The 20,715-nt window shown below is 31.4% G+C and carries 23 protein-coding genes and 2 tRNA genes; 9 read left to right on the forward strand and 16 right to left on the reverse strand.

Annotated features, from left to right (window positions below):
- The first annotated feature begins 78 nt into the window (after positions 1-78).
- Positions 79-975 (forward strand): SAM-dependent methyltransferase, encoded by an 897-nt coding sequence (locus MR875_07735; GenBank protein MCI6994726.1) that lies wholly within the window; start codon positions 79-81, stop codon positions 973-975.
- A 3-nt stretch (positions 976-978) separates the two neighbouring features.
- Here the strand turns inward: MR875_07735 and MR875_07740 are convergent, their stop codons facing one another.
- The gene (locus tag MR875_07740; GenBank protein ID MCI6994727.1) at positions 979-2,232 is read right to left on the reverse strand and encodes a tripartite tricarboxylate transporter permease; all 1,254 of its coding nucleotides are present in this window, start codon (positions 2,230-2,232) and stop codon (positions 979-981) included.
- Positions 2,233-2,374: 142 nt separating this feature from the next.
- The gene (locus MR875_07745) at positions 2,375-2,836 is read right to left on the reverse strand and encodes a MarR family transcriptional regulator (protein MCI6994728.1); all 462 of its coding nucleotides are present in this window, start codon (positions 2,834-2,836) and stop codon (positions 2,375-2,377) included.
- Positions 2,837-2,931: 95 nt separating this feature from the next.
- Here MR875_07745 and MR875_07750 point away from each other — a divergent pair, with 95 nt between their 5' ends.
- The 4 genes from MR875_07750 (at position 2,932) to MR875_07765 (ending at position 6,957) form a co-directional block, all read left to right on the forward strand.
- Positions 2,932-3,429 (forward strand): hypothetical protein, encoded by a 498-nt coding sequence (locus MR875_07750; protein MCI6994729.1) that lies wholly within the window; start codon positions 2,932-2,934, stop codon positions 3,427-3,429.
- Positions 3,430-4,206: 777 nt separating this feature from the next.
- Positions 4,207-6,216: a ferrous iron transport protein B gene (feoB, locus tag MR875_07755; GenBank protein ID MCI6994730.1), complete on the forward strand. Its 2,010-nt coding sequence runs from the start codon at positions 4,207-4,209 to the stop codon at positions 6,214-6,216.
- 269 nt (positions 6,217-6,485) lie between these two features.
- On the forward strand, positions 6,486-6,713 hold the full coding sequence (locus MR875_07760; GenBank protein MCI6994731.1) for a ferrous iron transport protein A: 228 nt from the start codon (positions 6,486-6,488) through the stop codon (positions 6,711-6,713).
- A 46-nt stretch (positions 6,714-6,759) separates the two neighbouring features.
- Positions 6,760-6,957, forward strand: coding sequence for a hypothetical protein (locus MR875_07765; GenBank protein MCI6994732.1), 198 nt, complete (start codon positions 6,760-6,762; stop codon positions 6,955-6,957).
- Between the two features lie 2 nt (positions 6,958-6,959).
- Here the strand turns inward: MR875_07765 and MR875_07770 are convergent, their stop codons facing one another.
- The 7 genes from MR875_07770 to MR875_07800 all read right to left on the reverse strand — a co-directional run bounded on the left by MR875_07770 (position 6,960) and on the right by MR875_07800 (position 12,149).
- A complete protein-coding gene (locus tag MR875_07770) occupies positions 6,960-7,796 on the reverse strand; it encodes an ATP-binding cassette domain-containing protein (protein MCI6994733.1) in 837 nt (278 codons plus the stop codon).
- Positions 7,797-7,804: 8 nt separating this feature from the next.
- The gene (gene cbiQ / locus MR875_07775; GenBank protein ID MCI6994734.1) at positions 7,805-8,635 is read right to left on the reverse strand and encodes a cobalt ECF transporter T component CbiQ; all 831 of its coding nucleotides are present in this window, start codon (positions 8,633-8,635) and stop codon (positions 7,805-7,807) included.
- Positions 8,636-8,713: 78 nt separating this feature from the next.
- A complete protein-coding gene (locus MR875_07780) occupies positions 8,714-9,019 on the reverse strand; it encodes a PDGLE domain-containing protein (protein ID MCI6994735.1) in 306 nt (101 codons plus the stop codon).
- Between the two features lies 1 nt (position 9,020).
- A complete protein-coding gene (cbiM, locus tag MR875_07785; GenBank protein ID MCI6994736.1) occupies positions 9,021-9,653 on the reverse strand; it encodes a cobalt transporter CbiM in 633 nt (210 codons plus the stop codon).
- Between the two features lie 261 nt (positions 9,654-9,914).
- Positions 9,915-11,189, reverse strand: coding sequence for an oligosaccharide repeat unit polymerase family protein (locus MR875_07790; protein MCI6994737.1), 1,275 nt, complete (start codon positions 11,187-11,189; stop codon positions 9,915-9,917).
- Between the two features lie 12 nt (positions 11,190-11,201).
- Positions 11,202-11,972, reverse strand: a complete 771-nt coding sequence (locus MR875_07795; GenBank protein ID MCI6994738.1) for an adhesin — start codon at positions 11,970-11,972, stop codon at positions 11,202-11,204.
- Between the two features lie 9 nt (positions 11,973-11,981).
- Entirely contained in the window at positions 11,982-12,149 is a 168-nt protein-coding gene (locus MR875_07800) for a 4Fe-4S binding protein (GenBank protein ID MCI6994739.1), read from the reverse strand.
- A 182-nt stretch (positions 12,150-12,331) separates the two neighbouring features.
- Here MR875_07800 and MR875_07805 point away from each other — a divergent pair.
- Together MR875_07805 and MR875_07810 are read left to right on the forward strand one after the other, a co-directional pair.
- Positions 12,332-12,414, forward strand: a tRNA-Leu gene (locus MR875_07805).
- A 40-nt stretch (positions 12,415-12,454) separates the two neighbouring features.
- Positions 12,455-12,527, forward strand: a tRNA-Thr gene (locus tag MR875_07810).
- A gap of 66 nt (positions 12,528-12,593) precedes the next feature.
- Here MR875_07810 and MR875_07815 read toward each other — a convergent pair.
- The 7 genes from MR875_07815 to hmd form a co-directional block, all read right to left on the reverse strand.
- A complete protein-coding gene (locus MR875_07815; GenBank protein MCI6994740.1) occupies positions 12,594-13,154 on the reverse strand; it encodes a FeGP cofactor biosynthesis protein HcgF family protein in 561 nt (186 codons plus the stop codon).
- On the reverse strand, positions 13,132-13,797 hold the full coding sequence (locus MR875_07820) for a hypothetical protein (protein MCI6994741.1): 666 nt from the start codon (positions 13,795-13,797) through the stop codon (positions 13,132-13,134). Before MR875_07820 ends, MR875_07815 begins: the two co-directional genes overlap by 23 nt.
- Positions 13,794-14,495 (reverse strand): Nif3-like dinuclear metal center hexameric protein, encoded by a 702-nt coding sequence (locus MR875_07825; GenBank protein ID MCI6994742.1) that lies wholly within the window; start codon positions 14,493-14,495, stop codon positions 13,794-13,796. The genes MR875_07820 and MR875_07825 overlap by 4 nt, the downstream gene beginning before the upstream one ends.
- Positions 14,485-15,276, reverse strand: a complete 792-nt coding sequence (locus MR875_07830) for a DUF1188 domain-containing protein (GenBank protein MCI6994743.1) — start codon at positions 15,274-15,276, stop codon at positions 14,485-14,487. Before MR875_07830 ends, MR875_07825 begins: the two co-directional genes overlap by 11 nt.
- 3 nt (positions 15,277-15,279) lie before the next feature.
- Complete coding sequence (locus MR875_07835) at positions 15,280-15,759, reverse strand: DUF3236 domain-containing protein (GenBank protein MCI6994744.1); 480 nt, start codon at positions 15,757-15,759, stop codon at positions 15,280-15,282.
- 23 nt (positions 15,760-15,782) lie between these two features.
- A complete protein-coding gene (gene hmdB / locus MR875_07840; protein ID MCI6994745.1) occupies positions 15,783-16,781 on the reverse strand; it encodes a 5,10-methenyltetrahydromethanopterin hydrogenase cofactor biosynthesis protein HmdB in 999 nt (332 codons plus the stop codon).
- 127 nt (positions 16,782-16,908) lie between these two features.
- Positions 16,909-17,922 (reverse strand): 5,10-methenyltetrahydromethanopterin hydrogenase, encoded by a 1,014-nt coding sequence (gene hmd, locus MR875_07845; GenBank protein MCI6994746.1) that lies wholly within the window; start codon positions 17,920-17,922, stop codon positions 16,909-16,911.
- A 330-nt stretch (positions 17,923-18,252) separates the two neighbouring features.
- On the opposite strand from hmd, the gene hmdC reads away from it, so the two are divergent.
- Positions 18,253-19,749, forward strand: a complete 1,497-nt coding sequence (gene hmdC / locus MR875_07850) for a 5,10-methenyltetrahydromethanopterin hydrogenase cofactor biosynthesis protein HmdC (GenBank protein ID MCI6994747.1) — start codon at positions 18,253-18,255, stop codon at positions 19,747-19,749.
- A 92-nt stretch (positions 19,750-19,841) separates the two neighbouring features.
- Positions 19,842-20,705 carry a hypothetical protein gene (locus tag MR875_07855; protein MCI6994748.1) on the forward strand — a complete coding sequence of 288 codons (864 nt, stop codon included), beginning with the start codon at positions 19,842-19,844 and terminating at the stop codon, positions 20,703-20,705.
- Positions 20,706-20,715 lie beyond the last annotated feature (10 nt).

A 20,715-nucleotide genomic window follows, 5' to 3' on the forward strand; every position in this document is an offset into this window, starting at 1 on the left:
ATAGTTTTTATTACTTTTGATGTCAAAATAGTTATTAAAAAGCAATAATAAAACATTAGTATAACTGTGGTGTTTTATATGATTGATTTAGATGAGCAAATTAAGACATTGGACTACTGTGAAAACTGTAGGGATATTCAAATAAAAAAATTCAATCCTCTAAAAGAATTAATAGACTTCGATGAGCTTGATGGGGAATATATGAAATGTGACTGTGGAAAAAGACCATTGGACATTGTAATGAGCCATATCTTAAAAATAATGATTGAAGGAAAAATTGTTCCTGAAAAAGCATCTCTAAGACGTAATTCTCCGGTGCCATTGTCAAGTTTCTATTACAGTAATCTTAATCATCAATTCATTGGTGAAAATGAATTGATATTGCTTCATCCAGATTTTACTTCTGAAGTGGCTTTAAGATTATTCGAAGATGTTCCTGAAGTTAAATGTGTGCTAAAAGGAAGTCCTCAAAGTCATATTGGTCAATTTGACAAAGATGCTCAAATTAATCATTTTGAAATACTTGTTGGGGATGATGAACAGATTAATGTGATGAGAACATTGATTCAGGATAAAATTGTTTTAATTAAAAACCAATCTAAACACCATATTGAAGTGGCAATGACCACAGAACAGAAATTATTGAGATTGCATAATTACCTTGACAATAATGGAATCGAAAAAGGCATAGCTATTGATGGTATGTGTGGTCTTGGAGCTTTGGGAATCTATTTGCTTAAATATGGGTTTGAAAAAGTAATATTCAATGATATAAATCCTGAAATGATTGAAAACTTAAGAAAAAATTTGGACCTTAATGGTATAACTGATGGATTTGAAATATTCAATGAATCATTTGAAGATTTGGATATTGAACATGTGGATTTATGTGTAATTGATGCATTTCCTGGTGTAGATACATCAGAAATCATTAAAAAAGCAGAAAAAATAGCTGATAATGTGGTAATTATCTAGCTACTAAATAAACATCTTCATATATATCACAATTGCTGGAATTATTAAAACACCCATCAGATGGGACTTTCCAACACCAATGTAATGGGGTAGCATCCCGAGGGCTGTTGAGGTAATAAGTGCTATTGTCATATATGCAATTGGGGCTTTATAATAAAATATGAATATGTACAATATTAAAATTTGAAGTAAAATTACTCCAATTGATAATTTTTTATAATCAACCATCCCCATTAGTCTGGAAAATGAATCTCCTAATTTTAATGACACTGCCAGTGAAACTGATACTGCAAGCAATGATGCAAATATAAAAATTATCAGATGATTCATGTTCATTTCTGAAATTAGATAAGACATGTAAACTGCAATTCCACTTCTGGGATTTCCAATAATGTATATTGCCATTAGTGAAAATAGGCAATCTGAAATATTGAGTCCTGATGTTGCAAGCAGGAAATTAACTGTATCATCATCATTATTGTCGTTAGTTCCACTTACTGCTTGCGCTATAACTGTTCCCTGTGCTGGTCCAAAGCCTGGAAGAAAACCTAAAATTGCTCCTGTTATTCCTCCTGCAAAGATGCTCTTGAACTTATTGTAATCTATGTTTAGTTCATAAAATGGGTTTTGGTGAGGTAGTGTGGAGGAGTCATTTAAACTAAATAATATTGTGCTTATTCCAAAAAGTCCTGAGAATGTGCACATTAATGTAACTCCTGAGGTGATGGGTGTCTGAAACAAGATCCATCCTAGAATTCCGGATAGTATAAATAAAAGCATTGACCACAGGAAATCTCTAAAATTTGCTGTTAAACTATATGTTAAGTAAACTGATGCAACAAGAAGAATCATCCATGTGTACGGTTTTATTGTATCATGAAGAATGGGTAGGGCTATTGAAAAGAGTGGAAGCATTATGATTGTCACAATTATTGCTCCAAAACCTCCGACAGATACTATTCTTATAACTTCCTTTGCTCTACCTTCCAATACCATTCGGTGTCCTGGAAGTATTGATGTTGCTGTTCCTTCCTGTGGAACTCCTAAAAGCATTGAGGGTACAAATTCAATCAATGCATGTGCAATTGACATGGAAACCATCAACACACAAAGAAATTCTGGTGAAACTTGGGTTAACAATGCTCCTGACGATGCAAACAATATTGCTCCTGCAGTATTGACATGGATTCCGGGAATAATTCCTGTTGTTGTTCCAATTAATATGCCTATAAAACATGCTATAACTAATTCTATCATAGCTATTCATTAATCAAACTATAATTTAAACTTTGTTTAAGTAATTGCCCAATATTGTTGTATTTTTTAAATATTTATTTTGTTCTAATTAGTTTAAACATAATTATTATGTTGATGATGATTGAGAATCTGAATGTTATGGTTAGAACTGATTTCTATTGAATTCTAATGATTTCAAGGACACTTTTGATAATATTTTTAACAAATCTTCACGGGATATGTCCAGCTCTTCACAAATCATATTGTCCCATTCTTTTTCTTTCTGGATTAAAAACTCAGCAGTTTCGATGCCTTTTTCAGTTAATTTTATCTTATATGCTCTTTTGTTGTCTTCGTTAACCTTTCTTTCAATAAGTCCTTTGCATTCAAAATCTTTAAAAGCTCTTGAAACTCCGCTTCTATCCATCAAACAAGCTTTTGCAATATCTGATTGTGTGGTTCCCATTTCATAATATAAGAACATTAGCATATAATATTGGCTTGGTAATATTTCAGTTCCATTTTTAATGTGTTTATTCATGTAAAAATCATGAGTTTTATTCAATGTAATTAAATGATTTGCGAGAAATGGTGACTCTTTAATTATATCGTCATATTCAATCATTGTTTTCACCTAAAATAATTACTAATATTTTTATGGTTAATATTTAAATAGTATTTGTAACAAATTATACACAAAAATATTATTTGTGTGGTATCATGAATAAGAAACAGATTATAATTATTTTGTCGATTATTGTTGTTTGTTTTGTATTGGCAGGACCTGCATTTGCAAAAGAAAAGGTTAAAGTAAAGATTACTACTGATGATTATCCATTGAATAATAAGGGTTTTATTGTTATATCTCTTGTAGACAGTCATGATAATGAAATCAAAAGTAAAGGAACTATTCATTATAACATTACTGATGAATATGGAAATTATAATTGGGCATATAAGTCTTATGATGGTGAACTTAGGCTAAAATACACTGTTGGAAAATATAAAGTTAAAGTTAAGTTTGATGGTGATTCCAAGTATAAATCAGCTAAAAAGACCAAATCAGTGCTGGTAAAAACTGAGAAGTTTGATCCTTATACTTATTATGATGACCATAATTGGGGTTTAAATCAGGAAATCGATGATTATATTGAATATAATTATTGGGATGAAGATATTTATGATGATCCTTATACTTATGATGGGGAAGGACCTTGAAAATAAGTTTTTAAGAAAAGAGAGATAATTGGTGTTAATTGAGGTTGAAAACACCAATTCGTTTTTTTTAGAAAATTTTGGCAGATAAATTTTCTATGTATTAAATTAGAAAATTGTGTAAAGCTAATTTAATACGGAAAGATATGTATTTTTTTGGAGATTACATTATTTTTTGGCTAATAATGTTTTGAAGTGATGAATTTAGTCTTACCTAAATGTATGTCATTTGTATTAAACTTTGTTTTTATAGTATATAATGGTTTGTATTTTTTTAGGTAAACCTAAAATTTACTATTTCATTAAAATAATTTTTTTTAAAAAAGAGAGATAATTGGTGTTTGGCTATAACACCAATCAGTTTTTCAGGGAATTTTTTGGCAGAATAAATTCCATGTGTATTAAATTAGAAAATTGTGTAAAGCTAATTCAATACGAGATATATATTTTTGGAGATTTCATTATTATTTGGATAATAATGTTTTGAAGTGATGAATTTAGTCTTACCTAAATGTATGTCACTTGTATTAAAGTTTGTTTTTATAGTATATAAAGGTTTGTATTTTTTTAGGTAAACCTAAACTTTTACTCTCCATTGTTTTTGAGTGAGAAATAGATATATAACGATTGTTATTATTTATATATAAATGTTTTGGTATGGATAAATATTTAAATACAATGAAATATTGATAGATTAGTGTTAAGGTTAGCCTAAATTAGCATTTGATAAAATTTTTTAGGCTAACATAAAAATATGTTATTTAATTAAGGAGTTTGTTAATGAAAAAATTAATTGTGGGATTAGCAGGGAACCCTAATGTGGGTAAAACTACTGTTTTCAATCAATTAACTGGTATGCGTCAACATGTAGGTAACTGGCCGGGTAAAACTGTTGAAAGAGCAGAAGGTCACTTTGAACATGGTGATTATGGATATGATCTTGTTGACTTGCCAGGGAATTATGCATTGAGTGCTCATACTATGGAAGAAATCGTCTCAAGAGATTTCATTGTAGATGATGACTCTGATGTGATTGTTAATGTGGTTGATGCTGCAAATCTTGAACGTAATTTATATTTAACAGTTCAAATGATGGAATTAGGTGCTAACTTAGTTTTAGCAGTTAATATGAATGATTTTGCAAGAAAAAAGGATCACATCATTGATATGGAATTGATGAGTGAGCTTTTAGGATTTCCGGTTATTGAAATTAATGCTAAAACAAAGGATGGTTTTGAAGAATTATTGAATACTGTCGAAGAAGTAGCTGAAAATCCTAATGATTCAAGTGAAAAACTGTCATACAGTAATGATATTAAGGGCCATTTAGCAGAACTTCAGGAAGTCATTGAACAGGATGATGACTTATTGAAGGTTCCTTCAGTTTGGACTGCTGTTAAATTATTAGAAAAAGATACAATAGTCATAGACAAAGTTCAACATTCTCCTCAAGGATCAAAAATCATGGTTGAAGTTGATAAGGTAAGTAAACATTTGTATGATGTTTACAGAGATGGTCCTGAGGAAGTTATTGCAAGTGCAAGATATGCATTCATTGATGGTTTGGTGGCTGAAGCAGTTAGCAAGCCGGCTGTTGAAAAAGAAACTATGACTGATAAAATTGATAAAGTTGTAACCGATCGTATTTTGGCTCCATTTATATTTCTTATAATAATGTGGTTAATGTTTCAGGTAACATTTACTGTTGGAGCTCCATTCCAAGATTTGATTAGTCAATTGTTTGATTCATTGAGTGCATGGGTAGGTACATTCCTTGGCGGTGGCCTACTTGAATCATTTGTATGTGATGGTATCATTGGGGGAGTAGGTGGTGTTCTTACTTTCTTGCCGATTATTATTTTAATGTTCTTGTTCCTAAGTATATTGGAGGACTGTGGTTATCTTGCAAGAGCTGCATTTACATTGGATAAGATTATGCACAAGATTGTCGGTCTTCATGGTAAGGCATTCATTCCTATGATTTTAGGATTTGGGTGTGGTGTACCTGCTATTATGGCAACAAGAACCATGGAAAATGAAGGGGACCGTATGCTTGCTATGATGCTTGTTCCATTCATGTCATGTACTGCAAGATTACCTATTTATGCAATATTTGTTGCAGCATTCTTCTCAGATAATGGTGGTAACGTATTGCTTGCAATTTACTTGTTGGGTATTGTTGTAGCACTTGTTGTGGCAGCTATTCTTAAAAGAACAATGTTTAAAGGATTGTCAACTCCATTTGTTATGGAACTTCCGACATACAAAGTGCCTTCCGTAAAAGGAGCATTATTGCATACTTGGGAAAAGGTAAAAGGATTCTTAAGAAAAGCAGGAACAATCATTCTTGTCTGTTCCATCATATTGTGGGCATTGCAGAACATATATCCTTGGGGAGGAAACGATCCTCAAATGAGTCTTTTGGGAATGATTGGTACAACAATCGCTCCAATATTTGCACCATTAGGATTTGGAACATGGCAAGCTGCTGTGGCTATTCTCGCAGGATTATCTGCTAAAGAAGTGGTTGTATCTACATTCGGTACTCTTGCAGGAATGGAAGGGGATGATGAGGCAGGAATCACTCATTTGATTCAAAATTCATTTACACCATTGTCCGGATTTTCATTCATGGCTTTTACTTTGCTTTATACTCCATGTATTGCAGTTATCGGTGCGATTAAAAATGAAACCAATGGTTACAGATGGGCGTTAACTATGTGCGGTATTACTGTAGTGACTGCTTATATTGTTTCATTCCTGATTTACAACATTGGTCTTTTCAAATAATTAGAATTTGATTGCTGAAATCTAAAAATAATGATTATTTTATTATTTTTTTTAAAAATTTTAAATATTTATGTATGCCTAAATTAAAAACAGTATGTTGGAATCATGAGCAGTGCAATGGATTTTTCTGTGGTTTGTGTTCCTAAAGTATGGATGGAATTATAAAAGTAAATTTTTAGACGCAACTAAAAATATTTATATATTCCTTATGATAAAATATCAATTAAGAAATTTTTAGTATGCCTAAAAATTATCATTTTGGTGAGATTATGAAAACCTTAAAAGATGCAAAACCTGGTGAAACAGTAACTTTAGTTAGATACCATAACACTGGGGATGTAGATTTAAGAAGACATTTATTAGGTATGGGTTTCGTTAAAGGAGCTAAGATTACCCTTAAAAAAGTAGCTACTTTAGGTGATCCTATTGAAATGAGTATCAAAGGCTATGATATATGTCTTCGTAAAGAAGAAGCTGCAAATATTGAAGTTGAATAGCTTCAATGTTTCTTATTTTTTATAACTTTTTTTTATGGTGTTTTTTATGAAATGTCGAATGTGTGGTTTTGAATTCGATGAAACTCAACTTGAAAACAGAGGATGTACTAGTTGTGGAAAACATAATTGTAATCAAATTCACTGTCCAAATTGTGGATTTGGCAATTCTCCAGAATTAGATCAGGAATTTGAGTTTATAACAAAACTTAAAAATAGATTTAAAAAGAAAGAATCAAGAGATTGATTCTATTTTATTTTATTTAATATTTCTTCAACTGTCTCATCGACGGTTATCTTATGTGTATCAACATCAAATCCATTTTCTTTTAATTTATAAAGAATTTCAGTTGTTATTGGTGCTTTTAGGTGGGCTGTTTTTAATAATTCTTTATCGGAAAAAATTTCGTGTTTATCTCCTTGAGCAATTATCTCTCCATGATGTAGAACAAATATTTTGTCTGCAAAATGGTTTACCATTTCAATATCGTGTGATGAAATTACAATACTCATTCCTTTGGAGTTGAGGTCATTTAAAATATTTAATACTTTATCAACACCTTCAGGGTCAAGACCTGCAGTTGGTTCATCTAGAATCATTATTTCGGGCCTCATTGCAATAATTCCTGCAATAGCCACTCTTTTTTGTTGACCTCCACTTAAATGGTGTGGTGTTTTCTCTTCAAAACCGCTCATTCCAACCATTTCAAGTGCTTCTGTAATTCTGTTTTTGACTTCATCATAATCAAGGCCTAAATTCATGGGTCCAAAGGCAACATCTTCTTTAACAGTTGGTGCAAATAACTGATCATTAGGGTCCTGAAATACGATTCCTACTTTTTGTCTTACTTTAAGTAGTTCTTCACGGTTATAAACTATCTTTTCTCCATCAATTTCAATGTGTCCTGATGTAGGTTCTGTTAAACCGTTAAAATGTGAAAAGAGTGTTGATTTACCGGCACCGTTAGCACCTATGATTGCAATTTTTTCTCCTTTTTTAATTTGAATATTGACATTTTTTAAAGCTTTAGTTCCATCAGGATAAGTAAAAGATAAGTTTTTTGTCTCTAAATGAATTTGTTCCATTTTGCCACCTAATTAATTGATAAATTTTGACCAATGTAACCTAATTGACCACTATATTTGAATAAGATAATTTCGAGTATTATTACTATAATTATGATTGAAATAATAAATATATAATCGCTTTTCTCAGGGGATTTCTTTTCATTGAACATTTCTGATGCATCTGAAAATCCACGGCTCACCATACTTTTATGAACACGTTCTCCTTGTTCGTAAGATTTTAAAAACATCATTCCTATTGTGTATCCGACCTGTTTTACTCTCCATTTGTAAGGTGTGTTATCTGAATGGATGCTGAAGTTTCTTGATTTTTGGCTTTTTCTGATTGCTGCGAGTTCATCAACAAACAAAAATAAAAATCTGACCATGATTGAAAGAATCATTGCAAGATCTCTTGGCATTTTTAACTTTCTAAATGAACTGGCCATTTCCTGCAATGGTGTTGTTGATGAGTATATGATAATTGCAGTTAAACATACAATCATACGAACAAGCAATAATATTGCCCAATTGAGTCCAAAATCAGTAATATGTAACCATGAATAACTCCAGATTATAGTTCCTGGTTGTATAAATGGTTGAAATATGATTATTGCTCCTCCAAATGGAAGTAACATTAATAATCTTTTTGCAGAATCAATATATGATAAATTGGCCATTTTTAAGATAAATAATAACATTATTTCTAAGATTATTGGTATAAAAAGTTCTTTTGAAATAACACATGCAAGAATAATAAAAATAGTTGCGATTAATTTAATACGTCCTCCTAGATTATGTATGGGACTATCCTTTGATGCTAATTCATCAAATCTCATAATTTGTGTTATGTCTACCATATTAATTCACTATTATAATATTAAAAAAAGTAAGTTATATATTTTGTTTATAAGGGAAAAAGAAGAAATTAAAATGATTTAATTTCTACTTCTTAAAATTGCTGCAACTCCATATCCTACACCGAGAGTTACAATGGCACCTATTACTAGGGCAACAACTTGTAATGCTTGGTTGTCTGGAGCGCTTGCAAATGCGTAATCTGGGAAGATTGCATCAGGAATTCCATTAATTTCTTCAATTTGGAAGTCTTCTGCAAGTCCAGAATCTTCTGCAGATTTTTCAAGTCCGTCTGGGTTACCAGATGCAATGTATGGTGAAAGACAACTGATCACGATACAAATGACTACTGCAACAACGATTAAAGACATGTCTTTTTTATCCATATTATGCATCTCCTTTGTTCCATGCGAGTAAGTCTGGTCTGAATTTGTCTAATGCTGCAAGAACGATTACAGTTAAAACAGCTTCGATTACTCCAATGAAGAAGTGGTATAATACCATTGATGGGATACCAATGTTCACTGGGAATGTACCAGCAATACCCATTTCAATAGCACATGCTAATGCAGCAAGTACTGTTGCTAACCATGCAGCAATTCCTGCTGCTGGGTAATTTCCTATTTTTCCGTTTAATGCTTTAAATGTGTATAAACCTGTAAAACCTCCAACTATAGCCATGTTTAATACGTTTGCTCCTAAAGCAGTAATTCCTCCGTCTCCGAAGATTAATGCTTGGATGAGTAAAACAACGGTAAATACTAAAACAGCAGCTTCAGGTGCTAAGAATACGATAGCAACTAATGCACCTCCAACCATGTGTCCACTGGTACCAAATGGGATTGGCATGTTCATGGACATGATTGCGAAGATACCTGCTGCAAGTACTGCTAAAAGAGGTATACGTTTTTCATCTAAATTGGATCTAGCCCATTTTACAGAGAAGTATAATGCAACAATTAAAATTACATAGTATATGAGGCATTGTACGATTGGGATAAATCCGTCAGGTATATGCAAATTAATTCCTCCAATAATTAAAAGTAATACTTTTTTGTATTTCATTTATATGGTGTGTATTACTTAAAGTGTATTTTATTTGTTTAATTTAATAAATATCAAGGTTTTATGGATGTTTATTAAGTATGAAGATTAATAAATCCTTTTTTTACCTTGACATTTTATAATTTAGGTTAAAATTAATATATAAATGTTATTAAAGTAATACTTTTTTGTATTATTTTTTAATTTTTGTAATACTTAATGTAAAAAAAGTTGTCACTATGTGGATTTTTTCATGTTAATTAAATAGATGAAAAGGGCTATTGCAAAGTATAATAAAACTTGAATATCCAAAATTCCAGTTTCTATGCCTAAAATTGCATATGTTAAAATCAATGAGTAAATAGCAATATAGAAATAATTTTTAGTCTTTTGCATTATTTTAAATCCAATGCCCAAAATGAATCCTAATATGCACATTTCCACTGCCACACCTATCTTACCGAAGTCAACTACCATCTGTCCAATCAGGGTAGGAGTCACTGTAACTTCTGTTCTCCATGCTATGAGCTTTCCAACAAGCATTCTTGGTCCTAAATCGCTTCCTGGAATTGAACTTGCCAGTAACTGTCCGTGGGTTAGACCGAAAGTGCCTCCAATAAAATCAAGCAGATTTAGAACATGCAATGTAAAGTCTGCTCTGGATTGTAATGTGTAGAGGGGGTTTGTTGATGATGTTATTGTCATCTCACTAAGTGATCTAAAATAACCAATTCCTATAATTGCACCTACACCAATTAATCCTCCCATCACAACTTCCCAAAGAGAAATGATATTTCCATAGAAACCTATGATAATTATGATAAGAAATACGGCAAGTAGTGGTGTCCTATAACCTAGAAGCAATAATAATGCACTGTCCATTGCAAGCAAAAATAGGAATCTGAATCTTGTCTGTGAACGGGTGATGTTTTTTGATTGAAAATCGTTTAGGTAAGCACTAGCAACTAAACATGTTCCAGGAATTATCAAAAACACAGGCATTGTAAATATTGGTTTCAATAAATATCTTATTGATGGTTTTAAAAGAGGAATTCCTCCAACAGATGCAATACATATTCCAAAAAACACTATGCTGACTAAAATTAAACAGAATCCGATGGAATAAATGTCTTTTCTGTTAAATTCAACAAGTTTGATGTTTTTATTTAGGAATCTTCTTGGGATTATTGTTGATCCTATAAAAAATGCAATAAATCCGATGAGTAATGTAATAACCAAACTTGTAGAGGGATTGTTCATTGATAAAATTAAAAAGAATGAAAATAATACAATCACAATTAATGGGTTGAACAAATGATTTTTTAGAATGTTGCTTTTATTTAAAAAGTTTAAAAAGTCTTCATCTGGGTATAACTTCTTGAAATAACTGTTGACCCACTGGTTTTCAATAAATGATAAAATTGAAAAAATTGTGGTAAACAGGAATGATTTGTGAAACTCATCACTAATCTTGTTTATCACTGAAGTTAACTTGGAATAAATAACGCTCATTATTTACACAACTTAAAAGGTTCTTATGTTTGTAACATTGTAGTTATTCTTAATTTGGTCTAATTGACTTTCACTGCAATTGTATATCCTAATGGTAATTTCATCTGTAATTCCATTAATGTTTCCCAAAACTGAATTCGCATCATCAAGGCTCTGTTGGTTAGCATATTCTAATATTAAGCTATTTCCAAGACCTGTAGTAGGTGTCTTAATGGCTACTCTTTTATCATGGGAATTTATTTTGTTTGTTATTTCCTGAATTTTCATTAAATCAAATGAATCGAGTGAGATTGTGGTGGATATTTCAAAATCTCCAGATAAATTCTTATTTAAATCATTTATTGATGAAATGTTTTCTGGATTTACTTTAATTTCCACTAAATTTGGATATTTGCTGCCATTTGTTTCAAGTGAAATCTTATCTATGTAAACATCTGCTTCTGGAATGCTTTTGTATAAACCAACAAGATAATTTGTGTTGTTTGATTCAATCAATATCTTAACGTCGGTTCCACCATCATTTCCAATCCATTTTACAGTACCGTTCAATGATGTTTCATTGCCTGTTGTTGCATTAAAACCCTCAACACTGGCTTTTACAATATATCCGTCTTTATAATAGTTAGAATAAGTATCTGGAATTTTATTGATTGTTGATGCATCAAATGCGGTTTTCTGTATTTCTGAAGAATCATCAGTTGTGATGTGTATGAATGCAAATGCAATTGCACACACAACTAAAATGATTATTATATAGTCAACTAAAGTAAATTTTATTTTCATAATTTATACCTATTCGTCGTAGATAGCGCCCACTGGGCAGACATCAACACATTCACCGCAGTTATCGCATTTTTCAGGATCAATAGTTACAGTATAAGCTTTTCTTTGAATTGCTTCTTCTACACATACGTCAATACAGTCTTCACAAACTCCGCATTCTTCCATATCAATTTTCAATTATTACACCAGTTTTAATTAATTTTAAAAAATATATTTTATTAGTATTATTTAATATAATATGTAATATTTAAATAGTTTGTTGACAAATATTATTTTGTAGTTTTAAAATTTTCGATAGTGTTTGGTCAAAAAAACATAATATTTATATACTATGAAGACTAACATTATTATTGTTGTATGCAAGGGTGCCCGAGCGGCCAAAGGGGGAGGACTTAAGATCCTCTGGTATAGGCCTTCGAGGGTTCGAATCCCTTCCCTTGCACTATTTTATGATTTTTTCAAATTATTAGTTTCCTGACAATGCCTTAGTGGCTCAGCCGGTAGAGCGCCACCTTGGTAAGGTGGAAGTCGGGGGTTCGAATCCCCCCTAAGGCTTTCTAACTATTTTTATATAATTTTAACATCTTTAAAGATATTATTTCATTTAAAAAAAGAATTTTCTTATATTTTTTTAATTTCAACATTTTCTAAAGAGTTTATTCTGTTGAAATCATTATTTAAAAGAAACATTAGTATTTCTAAAGCTTTTTTAATTCCAGCTTCTGATCGTTCATACAATTTATCACTGTCTAGTTCATTTAAATCTGCATAAACATTTGTGGTGGTGGTTATTTCATATTCATTATTAATGATTGTTATTCCTCCACGACCAACACCGGCAGTAGTTCCGATTGCTATATCGCAATCACTTAAATGTTTAACGGCTTTGGCCATTATTTTACTAACTTCTTTATCTCCAGGTTCATCATAAACCTTTATTCCCTTAATTAAAGTGTTAGGTTTGGGAGGATTCTTAACATTCAATATTTTTTTAACAGCTTCAATGGTGGGAATAAATAGGCTACATGTCACACTAAGTTGATTGTAATCAAAATCACTGTATTCATTAAGGTTTTCAATGTAATCAAATCCAAAGTCACCTTCGTAACTTTGTGCTAATGCATGTAGTTCTCTGCCTATTTTTCCCTGAGTAAAACACTCAGCAGTCGCTATTTTTATCATTTATATCTCTTAATTCCTTTAATGCAGTCATGGTTATGATTTTTGCAACTTCATCTAAAGTATATGGGGTTACAGGTTCTCTATCTCTAATTAATTTATTTGTTGTAATTACTAAATGATCTTTTGTAATTCCTTGTGCCCTTAATTCTTCAACAGCAGGATTGTTGTCATCATATTCAGAAATGTCTTTTATTTCAATATTTTCGTTTCCAAATCCAAATATTCCTGCAGTTCCGATTGTCACTGCTCCTCTTTCCTGTGCCTTTTTAATGATTTTTGCTGCAGTAGGTATTGTATTTCCTCCAGCTATAACGATGATTACTACATCTCCTTGAACTAAATCCAAGTTATTTTCATCAATGTATTCAGTATAACTGTCCACACGTCTGAATTCTTCATTGTGAGTACATAGTTGTTTTAAGAAATCGGTTTTGTTTTGGCCAATCTCAGCACCTAACATTGTGAATATTACGTCTCCACCATCAATTTTTTGCCCATCAAATGCACCAATGATTTTTGGTCCTCCTCTATGAGCCTGCATTATGTTTATTCCAATTCTTAATCCTAATCTTCCGCATCCTATTAAATCAATTCTACCTTTAGGGACTCTGCTGTCTTCTATTTTTTGTATTTCATCAGTCATTTTATCACTGTTTTTATAGGTTTTATGTTTATAATTTCAACATCTATGTCTAATTCTTCTACGAGGTTGCTAAGTCTGATTAAACCTGGAACTTCACTTTCATGATGCCCTAAATCTATGAGAGTTATTTGTAAATTTTTTGCAAGAATTGCTGTCTCTTGACATAAATCTCCTGAAATTAGCGCATCTAGTTTTTTTTCTTTAGCTAATTCTATATATTCTGGATTTTTTAAACCAAAACCTGATATTACGCCGATATCTTCAAGTTTTTTTTCAGAATCTAATCTATTAACTATTTTAATTTCTTCAAAATTATCTAAGATGATTTCTTCTAGTTCTTTGAAGGTATATTCTGATTTACAAATTCTCCCAATCTTTGTAGTAGTATCAAAATAATCGTTAACTTCTAATTTTAATATTTCTGCTAATGTTTCATTAGCTCCACCATCAATTATGTCCCAATTTGAATGAATTGTATATGTTGGGGTTTTTGGAGTGAATAATGGTGGATGATGAGTAATTATTAATGTATTTTCATTAAATGAATCATATTCAGGTAACAAATCCATAAAAATTTTAATTGAGTTGATGTCTGAATCTAAATTGTAATTTCCCATTAATCCAACTTTGTCAAATTCTAAAGCTAGATTAACAGGTATTTTTTCTTCTAAAAATGCAATAATCTTTTTAAGTTTCATTTAAATCAGTTTTTATTTTTGAAATTTCAGTTGCAATCAGCTCATCGCAGTTGAATGGTTCAATTGTTGATATTTTAAGTGCTTGCTTATCAACTAATTTTATGAATTTGGCAATGTTTTGTTCTTTAAAAATCACTTCTTCAAAGAATCCCATTTCACATGCACTATAAAGGACTCCTTCTCTTTCAAGACATTTATTCAATACATTTGTTAAAATACCAATAGTCAGGGTCATTGTTCCTGATGTTTTTGTATTTATGCCTTTTGTTTTAATGATTGCCTTATTTTTGGCTTTAACTGCATTCAATCTTTCATAAATATTATTTTTGTTTGATAAAATCTTATCATTGTCTTCTGCAACAGGATCTTCAATAATGAATGTATCAACATCAAATTCTGAGGATTGTTTGATATTGATGCCTCCAAAACCAGTAGTGTCAATGACAACTTCACCTGTATAGATTAAATCCAAGTCAGATGAAAAACTAATTGTATTTTTAACAGTTCCTCCAATTTGTGTATCTAACAATTCTTTTAAGTGTGGATAAATGTCTATTAATAAAATATTTTCATATTCTTCACTTAATTTTTTCACAATGCCTATTCCTGTAAAGTAAGTTCCAATAACAACTATTTTTGCATCTTTCCTGATGTCTAGTTTATTAATGTAATTAAAAACTGCATTGGACTTTTCATTTATTATTTTATTAAAAATATCTATTAATTTAGTTTTAGATTTTATTGTAAGTACTTCAGATGTGATTCCAGTATCAATATCCATTATTCAACCTTCTTTGTTAAATCCAATCTTTTCAAGTGCTTCACATGCTTCTTCATATACTGCTTCTTCAATACTTTTTTTATGAATTGCGTGAGATGGTGAAGTTCCACAAGTCAATATTCTTCCTTTGTTATCTATAAAAATAAGCAATGATCCTGAACCTGGAATTCCTAATCTACCTCTTGCTATGATTAAATCGGCATCACTTTGGTCTAATGCCATGTAAGCCTTTGCAAGAGCAGGTATTCTGCTTGTATCTGCAGTATTTGTATTAATTTGAAGTATTTCTGCTTGATGTAAATTATATTCTCTTAAAACTTTATTCAATACTTCTACTTTGATACCATTCTTATTTGGAACACATACTTTTTTAGCATTATTTATGTATTCCTGAATTTCATGTATTTCTTCAAGAGTATCTCCAAATCTACAGTTATTTCTAGATTCTTCAAATGCATTATGTATCATCTTTTCAAATGCCATAATATCATATTCTTAAATGAAAATTAAATAGTTTGAGGTATTAATCCTAATTTTTCAATTACATTAACTACTTCATTATAATTACCATATTCTGGTGATCCAACCCCTTTTACTTCATGAGGGTAATTATCTGCAATTACAGTAGCTAAATTATTTGCCCCTGCTTTTAATGAGAATTCAACGTTTTCAGGTCCAACTGTTGGTGTTGGCATTGTAATTCTAATTGTAGGATACATTATGCGTGTAACTGCAACAATTTTCAATTGTTCTTTTAATGGGAATGGGGGATAATCTGCCATTGCAGTATCAGGGTATGGATTAAAGCCCATTATAGGAATTTCTTCAAGTGTTTTGAAGTTAGATAAAAAGCGTAAATGTTTTAATCTGTCTTCAATACTTTCTCCAATTCCCAAAAGTAGTCCTGAGGATAGGCCGATTCCAGCTTCACTTACTCTTTTACAAGTTAAAATTCTCTGTTCAAGTGAATCTCCTGGTTTTCTTTCATAAAATATTTCTTCGTTGATGGTTTCAAGGTTACAGCATACTGTATCTGCACCTAATTCTGCTAGCTCATTAACGGATTTTTCGGTTAAGTCTCCACCAACATTAACTAATATCTCTAAATTAGAATACTCTTTTACGATTCTGCAGGCATTTACAGCCTGTTTGCCTTTATAACCATATCCTCCTGAACAACTTACTCGAGGAATATGTGCTTCTTCAATGGAGGTAACTGCATTTAAAATCTCTTCATTTGATTTATAAAATGCATTATAGTATCCATTTCTAGAAGTTTTTTCTGCAAAACCACAGTATTCGCATCTAGGTTGAATTTGGCATTTATTTGTGATGTGGACTGTTGATGTTAATTTTATTTCTTTGGATTGATTGTCTCGGATATAACGAGCTATTGAAAACAATTTCTCTAAATCTTCATCATTATTTATCTTTAATAATTCTAAAAATTCTTCGTCAGTTAATTCTTTTCCTAATTTTGCTTTGTTTAAAATATTATCAATCATGTAACATCAATCCTCATTGCTTTTTTTGAAAATTAGTTTAACTTATTTTTTAATAGCTACTTTTGATAATTATTAAGAAATAAGTTAAAAATTGTTGGATTAATCCAACAATTGTTTAACATGTGGTTTATTGATCTTTACCTAAGTAATCTAATACAGTAGGAACGATTTCTGCTAAGTTACCAAAGTTCATGGAGTCAGCAGTACCGAGTAATGCAGCTGGGTTTAAAGCTTCGTCCATTTTGTCGATTCCCTCGTTTTGCATTAATGCAGTTACTTGAGTTAAAGCTTCGTTAGCCATAGATTGTGCAAATCCTGCAGGAGCACCTAAGATTTGGGTTACGGTGTCTCTGTATGCTAAAATACCTGCGTAGGTAATAGCAGTTACTGCAGAACACATGTCACATACAGGACCTACCATGTTAGCAGGTAAAGTGAATGCAGATCCTCTTGCTTTTTGACCTAAATCCATTAAAGTGTCGATGGAAGCTTGGTCAGCAAAACCTTCAGCGATGTAAACTTGTCCTTTCATTTCAGGTACAGCACCTGGGTGGTAGGAAGCTACGTTTACGTTAGTTCCAAGATCTTCGAAGATTTTGTTTAATCCAGTGGTTGGAATAGTGCATGCGTGAGTTACGATTGCACCTTCTTTGATGTTATCAGCGAATTTTTCGATGATAGCAGGTTGCATTCCACCTTCTGGTAACCAGGTCATTACCCAGTCAGCGTCAGCTACAGCTTCACGGTCATCGGTAGTAACTTTCATTCCTAAATCTTCTGGGTGGGTGAAGTGAATTGCACCTTTGGATGGTTTTGGAACAGTTTCAGCTAATTCAGCAACTTTTGCTCTGATTGCAGGCATTACTTCTTCAGGGTTTCCAGCTTTGTGTGCTGCCATTACTTCGGCATAATCGAAATCATCAACTACAGTAAAGTCACCATCAAAAGTTGGGTCAGATACAACAACTTCATCTACGCCAGCTAATTCTAATAATTCTGCACCCATTTCAATAGTTGAGTGTGTCATTGAAATGTTTTCTTTTCCAGTTGCTTCTGCAACTTCACAAGCTCTTGCGAAGTTGGTGATTCCACTTGCAGCATGAGTTCTGTAACATCCTGCACCTAAAATTGCTACTTTCATTTTTTAGTCTCTCCTTTTAAGTTTCTTAATTTCTAATTTTTTTTTGAAAGATTCTTACTACAATGTTATAATAAAAAAAGGGTATGATTTTTTTTGGTAGTTAAAACATATTGTAGTAATAAGGTTTATTAAGTTTGTGCTACTATTTAAATCTTTATATATTTCTCTAAATTAGTATTTCTTATTTTAAATATAATTATTTTTAGTAATACTCGTATTACTTTTTTATTTTTGATATAACTAATTTTAATTAAAAATAAATCAAAAAGTTTTTATCTAATATTGGTATTAAATATATCTAGAATTTTATTAATTGGAGGAATTTTTATCATGTATGATTTAATCAAGGAAGCAGTTCATGATGATGCGGCAGCAATTGAAATATCAAAAATGAAAAAAGATGTAGGTTCTGTTGTAGATGCAATTTCAGAACTTTCATTAGAAGAGACTATGAAGTTAGGAATGAGTTTTAAAAGATTTCCATTAGGTTGTGATTTGACTGAAGTTGTTGTAGGTACTTGTGCTTCTGATTTGGAATTGGTGGACTTGCTTGGGAATTGCCGTCTATCAGATATGATTGGAGCTCCGATTCATATATGTGCTTATGCTTTTTCTGATATTGGTGAAAAATTTGGAATGACTGGGCTTGAAGTAATGAAAAAGGTTCATGAAATTGTTGATGTTCCTCTTGACTTGGATCATTTTGGTGAAAATGGTGCTATGAGACTTCCAAGAAATATTTCTGGATGTGGTGGAGACTGCTATAATGATGGTCCAGCATTTACTGAATGTCCTCGTGGAAGGATACATGAAAGATTGATTGACAAAGAATTGGAACAAAAAGATGATAAGGAAGAATGGGTAAAATTATCTTCTTCTGTTGCAGTTAACGTTTCCTCTGAACAAACTGGTGAAGCTCATGCAGCTCCATTAAGGGAGGCTCGTGATGTTGCAGATTTAGCTAAAAAATATGGAAAAGGTTTGGAATCCATCATGTTTGTCGGTGATGGTTATGATGAAGTGATAACTGGTTTTGAAAAATCCATTGAACTTGGTGCTGATGTTATTGTAGTTGAAGGAGGACCATTCAATAGATGTGAAAATACAACAGAATCATTTGCAAAAACAATTGCAGCTGCAAGGATATTGTCTCCTGGAAAAGTTGTAGCTACCAATGGTGCTTATGAACATGAAGTTAGGGCAGGTCTTAGATCTGGTTTGAACATGGTTATTACAGGATTTCCTAAAAACCATCATGGATATATGTGTGGATATGAACCTGGTACTGCAAGAAGAGGTAAATTTGGTCTTCCGAGAGTAATTCAGATAATCAATGAAGAGTTTCCAAATAGGGGCCTTCCTGCTCAAAAGCATGATTTGCTTGCAATAGCTACTGCAGTTAAACTTGCAGGACCTGAATATATTTATCCTAATAAGATTGGCTCATATTATGTTGGTGATGCTCACTGGGCAACTCTAGTTAACTCAAGAATGTATCAAAATATTCAATTAAAACATACTTTAAATGATATTGTTAATTTAACAGAAGGAAACACTGTTTCTTTACATGGTGGAAGATTTATATCATGGGTTCTTGCCAAGGAACTTGACAAGCAAGTGGATGAAATTATCATCTCTGATGTTGATAAATGGGTACTGGACAATACAATTAATAATCTGCAGGATGAATTGAATGCTACAATCATTGCTGAAAGTGATGATAAAGTTGCAGCTAGTCAATCAGACTTTTCTATAGCTTCAACAACTATGATTCCTATTAAAGATAACATTTTAAAGAAAGTTCCTAATGCATTAACTATTGTTTAGATTTTCCTTAAAGTTTAAATTTATAAAAATAAATAATATTAAATATCATTAATTATATTATTTTATTTTTAATTAAATTTTTAAGGTGAATTATGAACTATAAAAAACTTATATTAGTTGGTTGTATTTCTGCATTTGTTGCTCTTTTAACTTCAGTAATGGGTGTTGCAGGTACAATTATTGGTTCAGTAATTTCTTCTGTTCTTTATAATATGCTTACAGAAGTTTTAGAAAGTCCTATAGAGAAAAAAACTTTTAGTTCTAATTTTGAATGGGAAATAGCTTATGCTTTTCCACTTATTGTAATTGCAATAATTCAATTCATTTTAATTACAGCATTATTGTCTGAATTTGGCATTTTGCCTTACACATTTTTAAAAGTATATTTGTCACTTCAGGATTTCGCTAACAATAATCTATATCGTATTTTAGGTTTGGCATTGCTCGTTATGAGTATATATCCATTTGCATTGAAAAGAGGAATAATAAAAAGGTCATATGGTGCAGTCATTGCATTTGTCGGACTTATCTTTTTAGCACGTGGTTTTGTCGATTTGGGAAATACTATTACAAATCTTTATGATAAAGTGTTTATGTATTTTGATTTACCTATTGCTGTTGTTGCTTTTGTATTGTTGGTATTTGTAATAATAAACATACTCATTTCTGCTAATGCTGAAAATGAATTTAATGTAACAAAACACTCTGTTAATGAAGATTACTTTGCTAATCAGAAAGTTCATCATCATTCTAGAAAACATAATGATTTTGACTATGCTGAAAAAAGAGACAGGTTAAGACAACCTCCTCAAAGGGTAAATAAACCAGTATGTAATGTCAAAAAGGCTCCTGATGTAACATTCAAAAAGGATCTTAATCAGGAATCTGTAGGAATAAATCAATCATCTGATAATATTCAGTTTGAATCCAATGATTTGTTGGATGATTATAAATAATCGTGATATC

Origin of the sequence: Methanobrevibacter sp. (assembly GCA_022775905.1) — an archaeon.
Classification (GTDB): domain Archaea; phylum Methanobacteriota; class Methanobacteria; order Methanobacteriales; family Methanobacteriaceae; genus Methanocatella.